Annotated in this window: 9 protein-coding genes; 4 read left to right on the plus strand and 5 right to left on the minus strand. The window is 58.0% G+C overall.

The window, feature by feature from the left end; genetic code table 11:
* Positions 1-109 precede the first annotated feature (109 nt).
* From adk to OTG14_RS00935, 3 genes are all read left to right on the plus strand, one after another.
* Positions 110-754, plus strand: a complete 645-nt coding sequence (gene adk, locus OTG14_RS00925) for an adenylate kinase (RefSeq protein ID WP_006809841.1) — start codon at positions 110-112, stop codon at positions 752-754.
* 125 nt (positions 755-879) lie between these two features.
* On the plus strand, positions 880-1,842 hold the full coding sequence (hemH, locus tag OTG14_RS00930; RefSeq protein WP_248272959.1) for a ferrochelatase: 963 nt from the start codon (positions 880-882) through the stop codon (positions 1,840-1,842).
* A 62-nt stretch (positions 1,843-1,904) separates the two neighbouring features.
* On the plus strand, positions 1,905-3,209 hold the full coding sequence (locus OTG14_RS00935) for an inosine/guanosine kinase (protein WP_047347244.1): 1,305 nt from the start codon (positions 1,905-1,907) through the stop codon (positions 3,207-3,209).
* Positions 3,210-3,301: 92 nt separating this feature from the next.
* Here the strand turns inward: OTG14_RS00935 and ybaL are convergent, their stop codons facing one another.
* Both ybaL and OTG14_RS00945 read right to left on the minus strand, forming a co-directional pair.
* Positions 3,302-4,978 carry a YbaL family putative K(+) efflux transporter gene (ybaL, locus tag OTG14_RS00940; protein ID WP_024906856.1) on the minus strand — a complete coding sequence of 559 codons (1,677 nt, stop codon included), beginning with the start codon at positions 4,976-4,978 and terminating at the stop codon, positions 3,302-3,304.
* 229 nt (positions 4,979-5,207) lie between these two features.
* Positions 5,208-6,428: an MFS transporter gene (locus tag OTG14_RS00945; RefSeq protein ID WP_061715852.1), complete on the minus strand. Its 1,221-nt coding sequence runs from the start codon at positions 6,426-6,428 to the stop codon at positions 5,208-5,210.
* Between the two features lie 169 nt (positions 6,429-6,597).
* Here OTG14_RS00945 and ushA point away from each other — a divergent pair, with 169 nt between their 5' ends.
* Positions 6,598-8,250 carry a bifunctional UDP-sugar hydrolase/5'-nucleotidase UshA gene (gene ushA / locus OTG14_RS00950; protein WP_024906858.1) on the plus strand — a complete coding sequence of 551 codons (1,653 nt, stop codon included), beginning with the start codon at positions 6,598-6,600 and terminating at the stop codon, positions 8,248-8,250.
* Positions 8,251-8,342: 92 nt separating this feature from the next.
* On the opposite strand, the gene ybaK is transcribed toward ushA, so the two are convergent.
* From ybaK to copA, 3 genes are all read right to left on the minus strand, one after another.
* Positions 8,343-8,822: a Cys-tRNA(Pro)/Cys-tRNA(Cys) deacylase YbaK gene (gene ybaK, locus OTG14_RS00955; protein ID WP_023343509.1), complete on the minus strand. Its 480-nt coding sequence runs from the start codon at positions 8,820-8,822 to the stop codon at positions 8,343-8,345.
* 199 nt (positions 8,823-9,021) lie between these two features.
* Positions 9,022-9,816, minus strand: coding sequence for a TraB/GumN family protein (locus OTG14_RS00960; RefSeq protein WP_248163508.1), 795 nt, complete (start codon positions 9,814-9,816; stop codon positions 9,022-9,024).
* Between the two features lie 50 nt (positions 9,817-9,866).
* Positions 9,867-12,365 (minus strand): copper-exporting P-type ATPase CopA, encoded by a 2,499-nt coding sequence (gene copA / locus OTG14_RS00965; protein ID WP_267214452.1) that lies wholly within the window; start codon positions 12,363-12,365, stop codon positions 9,867-9,869.
* Between the last annotated feature and the right edge of the window lie 16 nt (positions 12,366-12,381).

A 12,381-nucleotide genomic window follows, 5' to 3' on the forward strand; every position in this document is an offset into this window, starting at 1 on the left:
CCCCCCGTTAACCGTTTCAGCCTTCCTGCCTTCCTTGAGCGATGCCCGTTCTGGTGGTATTGTTTAGCGCTTTTGAAAAATTGAAACGACTTTTGAGGGGATTTTCGCAATGCGTATTATTCTGCTTGGCGCTCCGGGCGCGGGTAAAGGAACTCAGGCTCAGTTCATCATGGAGAAATACGGTATTCCGCAAATCTCCACCGGTGATATGCTGCGCGCCGCTGTTAAATCTGGCTCCGAGCTGGGTAAACAGGCGAAAGACATCATGGACGCAGGCAAGCTGGTGACCGACGAGCTGGTGATTGCTCTGGTCAAAGAGCGCATTGCTCAGGAAGACTGCCGTAACGGTTTCCTGCTGGACGGCTTCCCACGCACCATTCCTCAGGCTGACGCCATGAAAGAAGCGGGCATCAACGTGGACTACGTTCTGGAGTTCGACGTACCGGACGAGCTGATCGTTGACCGTATCGTTGGTCGTCGCGTACACGCTGCTTCTGGCCGCGTTTACCACATCAAATTCAACCCGCCTAAGGTTGAAGGCAAAGACGACGTGACCGGCGAAGAGCTGACCACCCGTAAAGACGATCAGGAAGAGACCGTGCGCAAGCGCCTGGTGGAATACCATCAGATGACCGCGCCGCTGATCGGCTACTATACCAAAGAAGCGCAGGCGGGTAACACCAAATACGCTAAAGTTGACGGCACCAAAGCCGTGGCTGACGTACGTGCAGAGCTGGAAAAAATCCTCGGCTAATCGCATTTCTCTCACCCGGGCCCTCCGGGTGAGAAATATTCTCATCTTACCTATTACAGCAATGGGTTTCGTTTAAACGCATTTCCGCTACAATTGACAACCTATCAAATGGTTAAGAGGCGTGAATGAGTCAGGCGAAAACCGGCATCCTGCTTGCCAATCTGGGCACCCCAGAAGCACCTACATCAGACGCGGTAAAACGCTACCTGCGACAGTTTTTAAGCGACACGCGCGTCGTGGATTTCCCGAGACTGCTGTGGTGGCCTCTGCTGCGTGGCGTCATTCTGCCGATTCGTTCTCCGCGCGTCGCCAAACTCTATCAGTCCGTGTGGATGAAAGAGGGCTCGCCGCTAATGGTTTACAGCCGTCGTCAGGAAAAAGCGCTGGCCGCCCGCCTGCCGGATATGCCCGTCGCGCTCGGCATGAGCTACGGCAAACCCTCCCTGGAAAGCGCGGTAGAATCCCTGCTGGCGCAGGGCGTGGACCATATCGTCGTGCTGGCGCTCTACCCGCAGTACTCCTGCTCGACGGTGGCCGCCGTCTGGGACGAGCTGGCCCGCATTCTGGCGACCCGCCGCCGCATTCCGGGCGTGACCTTTATTCGCGACTACGCGGATAACGATCTCTACATCAAGGCGCTTGCCAACAGCGCGCGCGCGTCGTTTGAAAAGCACGGCGAGCCGGATCTGCTGCTGCTTTCCTATCACGGGATCCCTCAGCGTTTCGCTAACGAAGGGGATGATTACCCCCAGCGCTGCCGCGATACCACGCGCGAGCTGGTCTCCGCCCTTGGCCTGCCGCCGGAGAAGGTGATGATGACCTTCCAGTCGCGCTTCGGCCGCGAGCCGTGGTTGACGCCGTACACCGATGAAACCCTCAAAATGCTCGGCGAGAAGGGCGTGAAGCATATTCAGGTGATGTCGCCGGGCTTCTCGGCAGACTGTCTGGAAACGCTGGAGGAGATCGCGGTGCAAAATCGGGAATTTTTCCTGGAGGCTGGCGGCGAAAAGTACGAGTACATTCCGGCGCTTAACGACTCGCCTGAGCATATCGACATGATGGTCTCGCTGGTGACGAACAGCCGCTGATCGCACTCCGGGCCGGGTTTGTGCTACCATTCCCGGCCCATATTCTTCGTACAGTTCAGACCATGAAATTTCCCGGTAAACGCAAATCCAAACACTACTTCCCCGTCGATGCCCGCGATCCGCTCCTGCAGCAAATCCAGCCAGAAAATGAAACCAGCGCGGCGTGGGTCGTCGGTATCGATCAGACGCTGGTGGACATTGAAGCCAAAGTGGATGATGCGTTTGTCGCCCGTTACGGTCTGAGCGCCGGACATTCGCTGGTGATTGAAGACGACGTTGCCGAAGCGCTGTACCAGGAGCTGGTGCGCGAAAACCTGATTACCCATCAGTTCGCCGGTGGCACCATCGGCAATACCATGCACAACTACTCCGTGCTGGCAGACGACCGCTCGGTGCTGCTCGGCGTGATGTGCAGCAATATCGAAATTGGTGGCTATGCCTACCGCTATCTCTGCAACACCTCCAGCCGTACCGATCTGAACTACCTGCAGGGCGTTGACGGGCCGATTGGCCGCTGCTTCACGCTGATCGGTGAGTCCGGCGAGCGTACCTTTGCCATCAGCCCCGGCCACATGAACAAGCTGCGCGCCGAGAGTATTCCGGAAGAGGTGATCGCGGGCGCCTCGGCGCTGGTGCTGACCTCCTACCTGGTGCGCTGCAAGCCGGGCGAGCCCATGCCCGACGCGACCATGAAGGCGATTGAGTACGCGAAGAAATACAACGTGCCCGTCGTTCTGACGCTGGGCACGAAATTCGTTATCGCCGATAACCCGGAGTGGTGGCAGGCCTTCCTGAAAGAGCACGTCTCGATTCTGGCGATGAACGAAGAGGAGGCCGAAGCGCTGACCGGTGAAAGCGATCCGCTGCTGGCATCTGATAAAGCGCTGGACTGGGTGGACCTGGTGCTCTGCACCGCGGGCCCGGTTGGGCTGTATATGGCCGGCTTCACGGAGGAAGAGAGCAAACGCAAGACCCAGCACCCGCTGCTGCCCGGCGCGATTGCCGAGTTTAACCAGTACGAGTTCAGCCGCGGTATGCGCCATCAGGATTGCATCAACCCGCTGCGGATCTACTCTCACATCGCGCCATATATGGGTGGTCCGGAGAAGATCATGAACACCAACGGCGCGGGCGACGGCGCGCTGGCCGCGCTGCTGCACGACATCACCGCTAACGCCTACCACAAAACCAACGTGCCGAACTCCAGCAAGCACAAATTCAGCTGGCTGACCTATTCGTCGCTGGCGCAGGTGTGTAAGTACGCCAACCGCGTGAGCTATCAGGTATTGAACCAGCACTCACCGCGCTTAACGCGTGGTCTGCCGGAACGGGAAGACAGCCTCGAAGAGGCTTATTGGGATCGGTAAATGTAAAAAGGCAACGTAAGTTGCCTTTTTTAATGTTTGTTCCCTCTCCCCGTGGGAGAGGGCCAGGGTGAGGGCATCAGACCGCACCAAACTTACCCCGTCACCGCCTCTTCAACCGGCGGTTTTTCCAGCAGCGTCAGCATCGTGTTAGCAATCTCGCGCTCGCCCATCACCACCTTATCTGCACCGCGCTCGGTAATGTACTCCACCTCGTCGTCATAGTGCGCCCGGGCGATAATCTCAATTGTTGGGCACTTCGCGCGTGCGGAAGCCACAATCTCACCCGCTTCATAGCCGTTAGGAATGGTCAGCAGCAGCCAGCGGGCGCAGTCCAGATGCGCCAGATTCATGATCTCTTCGTTCGCCGCATTGCCCAGCACCGCACGAATACCGCGCTCGCGCAGCTCGTCGACGCGGGTGCGTGAGGTCTCAATCACCACCAGCGGAATGCCCTGTGCCATCAGCTTTTCACCGAGCAGGCTGCCCACGCGGCCAAAGCCGACCAGCAGAGCGTGGTTGCAAATATCAACCGGGATCTGCTTCTCTTCTTCGATGGCCTCTTCGAGCGTCTGCTCTTCCAGCGTTTCGGTTTTATCGAGGTATTTTTCCAGCAGGGCAAACAGCACCGGGTTCAGCATGATCGACAGGATCGCCCCCGCCAGCACCAGGTTTTGCCCTGCCTGCGGCAGCAGGTTCAGAGCCATGCCCAGACCGGCCAGAATAAAGGCGAACTCACCGATCTGCGCCAGGCTGGCGGCAATGGTCAGCGCCGTCCGCGGCGAGTGGCCAAACATCCGCACCAGGAAGAAGGCGGCAAGCGACTTACCAAAGATGATGATCGCCAGCGTGCCCAGCACGGCCAGCGGTTGATGGATCAGGACCATCGGGTCAAACAGCATCCCGACGGAGACGAAGAACAGTACGGCGAAGGCATCGCGCAGCGGTAGCGTATCGTGCGCAGCGCGGTGGCTCAGCTCGGACTCGTTCAGTACCATCCCGGCGAAGAACGCACCCAGAGCAAAGGAGACATCAAACAGCTCAACGGCACCAAAGGCGATGCCCAGCGCCAGCGCCAGCACGGAGAGGGTAAACAGCTCGCGTGAGCCGGTCGCCGCGCTGCGGGACATGATCCACGGCACCAGACGGCGGCCCACCAGCATCATGATGGCGATAAACGCCACAACCTTACCGATGGTGATGCCCATATCCAGCGCCAGCGAGGCAAAACCGACGTTGTCTTTTTCCATCATCCCGGCGACGGCAGGCAGCAGTACCAGCGTCAGGACCATGACCAGGTCTTCCACAATCAGCCAGCCAATCGCGATCTGCCCGCGCTGGCTGTCAATCAGCTGTCTCTCCTCAAGCGCGCGCAGCAGCACCACGGTACTGGCGGTTGAGAGACACAGCCCAAATACGATGCCGGTCATCAGCGACCAGCCCAGTACGGCCGAAAGCGCCATCCCCAGCAGCGTCGCCACCCCTATCTGGGCGATCGCTCCCGGTATGGCAATCGACTTTACCGCCATCAAATCCTTCAGGGAAAAATGCAGACCGACGCCAAACATCAGCAGAATCACGCCCAATTCCGCCAGTTCAGGTGCCAGTTTGGTATCCGCAACGAAACCTGGCGTGAACGGTCCCGCCAGAACACCTGCCAGCAGATAGCCGACAAGAGGAGAAATACGCAGTTTATTGGCAATCATGCCGAGGATAAAAGCGAGCACAAGTCCACCAACAATGGTGGTGATAAGCGGTGTGGCGTGGTGCATTCCGTCTCCTTTCGTTGTGGGTGTTCCTTTTTGGCGAAAACCAAAAAACCGAGTAATAGTTTATGACAATTTTTACCCTTATGTTTATGAATAATTGTTGAAGTTTGAATAAAACAGCAATATGCACGTAAAAAAGCGCATTTTGATAAATTCAGAGAGTGGATGAAGAAGAAACCCTTATGGCATCAGGGTGTCAGGTAGCCAAAGTAAAACTTTGGCTACCCGTAATTCAGGCTTTATGCCGGTTATCAGGCAGGAATATGGTTAACATCCCAAGAAGCGGCAGGAAAGCGCAGATTTTATAAACCAGGAAGATGCTGGTGTGATCCGCAACCATCCCTAACACCGCTGCGCCAAGCCCGCCCATACCGAAGGCGAAACCGAAAAAGAGTCCGGAAACCATACCGATACGGCCAGGCAGCAGCTCCTGGGCATAAACCAGAATGGCGGAAAACGCGGAAGCGAGGATAAAACCAATAATCACGGTTAAAATCCCCGTCCATTCAAGGCTCGCGTGCGGCAAAATAAGGGTAAACGGCGCCACGCCGAGGATAGAGCCCCAAATGACATATTTACGCCCAATCTTATCACCCACAGGCCCGCCAATGACCGTACCGGCCGCGACGGCGAACAGGAAGGCAAACAGGTGAATCTGCGCATTTTGTACCGATAATCCGAATTTTTGCATCAGATAAAAGGTGTAATAGCTGCTGATGCTCGCCATATAGAAGTATTTCGAGAAAATCAGCACCAGCAGCACAGAGACGGCCAGGATAACCTTATTGCGCGGCAGGGGATTAATAACCTTCGCTTTAGGTTTCCCTTTGTTCACGCGATGCTGCGCGGCATACCAGCGGCTGATTTGCGCCAGCACGATAATCGCCAGCAGTGCGGCCAGTACAAACCAGGCCACGTTGCCTTTGCCATACGGCGCGATGATCACCGCCGCCAGCAATGGGCCCAGGGAGCTACCAAAGTTACCGCCCACCTGGAAGAGCGACTGCGCCAGCCCGTGACGACCACCGGACGCCATCCGTGCCACGCGGGAGGACTCCGGATGGAACACGGACGACCCGGTACCCACCAGCGCGGCGGCGATCAGCACGGCTTCAAAACTCCCGGCCATGGCCAGCAGCACCAGCCCGCTTAAGGTAAAGCACATGCCAACCGGCAGCGACCACGGCATCGGGTATTTATCCGTCCAGTAGCCCACCACCGGCTGCAGCAGCGACGAAGCCAGTTGGAAGGTCAGGGTGATCATCCCGATCTGCACGAAGGTGAGTGAGAACTCAGACTGCAGCAGCGGGTAAATCGCCAGAATCAACGACTGGATCATGTCGTTGAGCAGGTGCGAGAGACTGATTGCGCCTAAGACTTTAAAGGAGGTGCGCGATGCAGGCGGCGACGCCGGCGCGCCCGGAGCGGGCTGGGTTGATTCACTGATTGCCATAGAGAGAAGTACCACGTCTTTAGTTATTAGAGATGCAGGGTGTAATTATTATCCGACTAACATACCCGCCCGGGACATTTGAAGAAAGTCGCAATTATGAAAACTTATTTGTCTATTCTTATTAGTCACTGTAATTTCTGCCTTTGTCTATTGGTCAGGGAGAGAGAAGATGAAGTTAATGAAGCGGGGCGTCGCGCTGGCGCTCATCGCGGCGTGGGGGCTGGTAAGCCTGCCCGCGCAGGCGTATGAAAAAGACAAAACCTATAAAATTACCATTCTGCATACCAACGACCACCACGGTCACTTCTGGCGCAGTGAATACGGCGAATATGGCCTGTCGGCACAAAAAACGCTGGTGGATGGCATTCGCAAAGAGGTGGCGGCTCAGGGCGGCAGCGTACTGTTGCTCTCAGGCGGTGATATTAATACCGGCGTGCCGGAATCCGATTTGCAGGACGCCGAACCCGACTTTCGCGGCATGAATCTGATTGGCTACGACGCGATGGCCGTGGGTAACCATGAGTTTGATAATCCGCTGACCGTGCTGCGTCAGCAGGAAAAATGGGCCAAATTCCCGTTCCTCTCAGCCAATATTTATCAGAAAAGCACCGGCGAACGCCTGTTTAAGCCGTGGGCGCTGTTTAAGCGTCAGGATCTGAAGATCGCGGTCATCGGCTTAACCACTGACGATACGGCGAAAATTGGTAACCCCGAGTTCTTTACCGATATCGAATTCCGCAAACCGGCAGACGAAGCGAAGCTGGTGATTCAGGAGCTGCAGCAAAACGAAAAGCCGGACGTGATTATCGCCACCACCCACATGGGGCACTACGACAACGGTGAGCACGGCTCCAATGCGCCCGGCGACGTCGAGATGGCGCGCAGCCTGCCGGCAGGCTCGCTGGCAATGATTGTGGGCGGTCACTCACAGGATCCGGTGTGTATGGCCTCGGAGAACAAAAAGCAGGTGGACTACGTGCCGGGCACGCCGTGCGCGCCGGACCGTCAGAACGGTATCTGGATCGTACAGGCGCACGAGTGGGGCAAATACGTGGGTCGTGCAGATTTCGAGTTCCGTAACGGCGAGATGAAGCTGGTTCACTACCAGCTCATTCCGGTCAACCTGAAGAAGAAGGTCACCTACCCGGACGGGAAAAGTGAGCGCGTACTTTACACGCCTGAGATTGCAGAGAACCAGCAGATGCTCTCCCTGCTGACGCCGTTCCAGAACAAAGGCAAGGCGCAGCTGGACGTGAAGATTGGCACGCTCAATGGCCGCCTGGAAGGGGACCGCAGCAAAGTCCGCTTCGTGCAGACCAACATGGGCCATCTGGTGCTGGCGGCGCAAATAGCGCGCACCGGCGCTGACTTTGGCGTAATGAGCGGCGGTGGCATTCGTGATTCCATCGAAGGCGGAAACATCACCTATAAAGACGTCCTGAAGGTACAGCCGTTCGGCAACGTGGTGGTGTATGCGGATATGAGCGGGAAAGAGGTGATTGAGTACCTGACCGCCGTGGCGCAGATGAAGCCAGATTCCGGGGCCTATCCGCAGTTTGCCAACGTCAGCTTCGTCGCGAAAGACGGCAAGCTTAACGACCTGAAGATCAAAGGCGAACCGGTTGACCCGGCTAAAACGTACCGTCTGGCGACGCTAAGTTTCAACGCCACGGGCGGCGACGGCTATCCGCATATTGATAATAAACCGGGATACGTGAATACCGGCTTTATCGATGCCGAAGTGCTGAAGCAGTTCATCGAGCAGAATTCACCGATTGACGTGAATGCATATGAGCCGAAAGGCGAGGTGAGCTGGCAGTAGTGCGGGGATTTTGTGCCGGGTGGCGGCTTCGCCTTACCCGGCCTACATCCGAACCGTAGGCCCGGTAAGCGCAGCGCCACCGGGCAATTTCCTCAATCCCGGCGGGCAATATCCGCAAACTTCGCGTCCAGCATTTTCGCCAGATCGCCCGCGGCCAGCTCAATGTCCAGCCCGCGTTTGCCGCCGGAGATAAAGATGGTGTCAAATTCCTGCGAAGGGGCATCGATCAGCGTCGGCAGGCGTTTTTTCTGTCCGAGCGGGCTGATGCCGCCCACCAGGTAGCCCGTGGTGCGCTGCGCCACCATCGGATCGGCCATATCCACCTTCTTCGCCCCCAGCGCTTTGGCGACCTTCTTCAGATCCAGCTGTCCTGCCACGGGAGTCACCGCGACGGCGAGGTGCTTCATATCGCCGTTCACCGCCACCAGCAGCGTTTTATAAACCTGGTCAGCGTTCAGCCCCAGCTTGCGCACCACTTCATCACCAAAGTTGGTCTCGTTCGGATCGTGATCGTAAGTGTGGATCCGGAAAGAAATGTTGTTTTTTTCGAGTAATTTAACGGCGGGAGTCATAGCTATCCTTCTTACGACAGACAAATCATGCCAACAGCATACGCCTGACGTTTGTCTAAAAAATAGCACCATCTTGCGCAATAGTATTGGCAGTGATGGTCACTTTGAGCGACAATCGGCTCAACCGAAGGTCTCCTTCGGCATAATAAAAACGATGAAATTCCTCTTTGACGGGCCAATAGAAATATTGGCCATTTTTTTATTTTAACAGTGACGGCAAATTCCCTTCTCCGTACAAATGTAACGCCCCAACCGCCACCACGTAATGCCCCGCAGGTAAAGCATGCAGCGTCTGCCGCCAGGCTTTGTTGCGCGCATTCATCAGCACATCATACAGCGATTCGCTGAACGTCGACGGTAATGCCAGCTTACCGTCCTCTGGCGGCGCATCCAGCCACCAGCCAATCATGGTCTGCAGCAGGCGAGCGTTGGTGTGCCAGTGGGTCAACGTATCATCCAGCAGCATCAAGCCGTCGTCGGGAAGCTGCCGCAGAAGCGCAATCTGGCTGTCCGTCCCCTCCAGCTCGATGATGGGCAGGCTGCGCGCCCTTGCTGCGTTCAGCAGCTGGTAATCGATGCCGTAATCACCGCGCAGGCCCAGACGCTGCGCCTGCGTAGCCTGTAATACCATCGCGATTTGCCAGAGCGGCAGGGTGTCAATCATAGAGAGCGAGACGCCCGTCTCATCGGCCACGCGCGTCAGTTCCGCAAGCTGGGTTTCATCCAGGCGCTCCGCCAGGGTGAGATCGCTCTCGAGCCCGGCAAACGGTGACTCCTGACCGGAAATGTCCGCCTCAACGACCAGCGCGTCGGCGTGTTTCAGCAGTTTTATCAGGCCGGGTGGCAGGGGAGACATATCCTGCGTTCCCATATGGATGCTGCCGACCAGGTGCAGGTGTTGCCCGCCGGGGAGCGAGATATCCAGACCGGGCCAGGCGTAACGGCGAGGGAAAAGGGCGCGAAACGATGTTTTTATACGATTAAACAGACCCATACGCGCTCCATGAACGGAAAGGTTCATGCTAGCGCGTACGGGTACAAGGTTCAATCCTTCGGTTTAAAGCGCAGCAGGCGGTTGGCGTTGCTCACCACGGTGATGGAGGAGAGCGCCATCGCCGCACCCGCGACCACCGGGTTAAGCAGCGTGCCGGTCAGCGGCCACAAAATACCGGCAGCAATCGGGATGCCGAGTGAGTTATAGATAAACGCCCCCAGCAGGTTCTGCTTCATGTTGCGCAGCGTGGCTTTTGAAATGGCCAGCGCGTCGGCAACGCCCATCAGGCTATGGCGCATCAGCGTGATGGCAGCGGTTTCAATGGCGACATCGCTCCCGCCACCCATCGCAATCCCCACGTCCGCCTGGGCCAGCGCCGGGGCATCGTTGATACCGTCGCCGACCATCGCCACCTGACGGCCCTGACTTTGCAGTTTCTTGATGGCGTCCGCTTTACCGTCCGGCAGTACGCCCGCAATCACCTCATCAATTCCGGCTTCTTTCGCGATGGCGTTGGCGGTGGTCGGGTTATCCCCGGTCAGCATTACCAGACGGTAACCGGCACGGTGCAGGCGCTGCAGGGCGTCCACGCTGTCCTGGCGAAGCGGATCGCGCACGGCCAGCAGCGCGGCGGCTTTGCCATCCACCGCCAGCAGAACCGGCGTGGCGCCCTGAGACGCCTGCGCTTTAAGCTCGCTTTCCAGCGCGGTGGTATCAATACCGTTTTCATTGAGCAATGCCTGGTTGCCCAGCAGCAGCACGTGGCCTTCTGCTTCGCCGCTGACGCCGAGCCCGCGCAGGGTGCGGAAATTGCTGACCTGCGGAAGGGCAGACTCACTCGCTTTATCGAGAATGGCGCGCGCCAGCGGATGGCTGGAGCCTTGCTCCAGCGCGGCGGCGAGGCGCAGCGCGTTCCCTTCCGGAATGCCGACCGTGTGGACGGCCACCACCTGCGGTTTACCTTCCGTCAGCGTGCCGGTTTTATCAAACACCAGCGTATCGAGGGTGCTGGCCCGCTGCAGCGCGTCCGCATCCCGCACCAGTACGCCAAATTCGGCTGCGCGGCCAACGCCGGAGATGATCGACATCGGCGTCGCCAGACCAAGGGCGCAAGGACAGGCAATGATCAGTACCGTGGTGGCGATCACCAGGGTATAAACAATCTGCGGCGCGGGGCCGAAGACATACCAGATCGCCGCGCTCAGCAGGGCAATACCAACCACCACCGGCACAAAAATGGCCGAGATTCTGTCAGCAAGCTGGCCAATTTCCGGCTTGCTGCTCTGCGCCTGGCGCACCATGCGGATAATACGCGACAGCGTGGTGTGGCTGCCGACGGCGCTGGCGGTGAACAGCACGCTGCCGTCCTGCACGACCGTACCGGCATGCACGGCGTCGCCGTCTGATTTCTGCTGGGGGATAGGCTCCCCGGTCAGCATCGCTTCATCCAGCCAGGCTTCGCCCTGGGTTATCTTACCGTCAACGGGAACCCGGTCGCCGGTTGTCAGACGCAGCGTCATGCCCGGCTGAACCTCGGCCAGCGGAACGCTCTTTTCCCCTTCGTCCGTGACCACGCGGGCCGTCGGTGGGGTTAAATCGAGCAATCTTTCCAGCGCTTTCGAGGAGCGCTGACGGGCGCGGGCTTCCAGCATATGACCTAAGTTAATCAGGCCGATAATCATCGCGCTGGCTTCATAATAGAGATGCCGTGCTTCCATCGGGAACCACTGGGGCCAGACGTTCACGCTCATCGAATAGAGCCATGCTGCGCCGGTACCGAGCGCCACCAGCGTATCCATCGTCGCGGTGCGGTTTTTCAGGCTTTTCCAGGCGCTGGTATAGAAATGTCCGCCTGCAAACACCATCACCGCAAGGGTAATCAGACCAATCACCAGCCACAGCGTGCGGTTGTCGTCGGTAACCATCATGTTGTCGCCGATCATCCCCCACACCATCACCGGAATACCGACCAGCAGGGCAACGATGGCCTGCCAGCGGAAGCGCTTCATGGTGGCGATAGCCGTTTCCTGCTGGCGCTCGCGGCGCTCGGCATCATCTTCGATGGCCTCCGCCCCGTAGCCCGCTTTCTCAACGGCTTGCACTAAATCTGCGGCGGAGGCACTGCCCATCACCAGCGCAGTACGCTCCGCAAGATTGACCCGTGCCTGCGCGACGCCCGGTACGGCCTGCAAGGCGTTTTGTACCCGGGTGACGCAGCTGGCGCAGCTCATGCCGTTGATCAGCAGCTGTTGGCTGTCATCAATATCATCAGCTACCGGAAGCTCAGGAGTGGCCGCTGTCAGTGCTTCCGACGGGGATGATGACTCTGCCAGCGGTTTAGCCTTTGGGTGGCTTAACTCCGCCCCGTAACCGGCCTGCTTGATGGTATCGATCAGCGCATCCGCGCTGGCGCTGCCGGTGACGGCGGCATGATCGATAGTCACCTCAGCGCTTTCAACGTCAGGGCGCTGTTCCAGGCTTTCTTTAACGCGTTTGACGCAGTGACCGCAGGAGAGGCCGTCCAGCGTCAGGTCAATAGTGTGAGACATAACAAAACTCCCGTAT

Origin of the sequence: Enterobacter pseudoroggenkampii, assembly GCF_026420145.1 — a bacterium.
GTDB lineage: Bacteria > Pseudomonadota > Gammaproteobacteria > Enterobacterales > Enterobacteriaceae > Enterobacter > Enterobacter pseudoroggenkampii.

Coding starts and splice junctions, on each gene's coding strand:
- OTG14_RS00935 (WP_047347244.1), top strand. CDS start 1,905: ATGAAATTTCCCGGTAAACGCAAATCCAAACACTACTTCCCCGTCGAT.
- hemH (WP_248272959.1), top strand. CDS start 880: ATGAGTCAGGCGAAAACCGGCATCCTGCTTGCCAATCTGGGCACCCCA.
- OTG14_RS00960 (WP_248163508.1), bottom strand. CDS start 9,816: ATGGGTCTGTTTAATCGTATAAAAACATCGTTTCGCGCCCTTTTCCCT.
- ybaL (WP_024906856.1), bottom strand. CDS start 4,978: ATGCACCACGCCACACCGCTTATCACCACCATTGTTGGTGGACTTGTG.
- adk (WP_006809841.1), top strand. CDS start 110: ATGCGTATTATTCTGCTTGGCGCTCCGGGCGCGGGTAAAGGAACTCAG.
- ybaK (WP_023343509.1), bottom strand. CDS start 8,822: ATGACTCCCGCCGTTAAATTACTCGAAAAAAACAACATTTCTTTCCGG.
- ushA (WP_024906858.1), top strand. CDS start 6,598: ATGAAGTTAATGAAGCGGGGCGTCGCGCTGGCGCTCATCGCGGCGTGG.
- copA (WP_267214452.1), bottom strand. CDS start 12,365: ATGTCTCACACTATTGACCTGACGCTGGACGGCCTCTCCTGCGGTCAC.
- OTG14_RS00945 (WP_061715852.1), bottom strand. CDS start 6,428: ATGGCAATCAGTGAATCAACCCAGCCCGCTCCGGGCGCGCCGGCGTCG.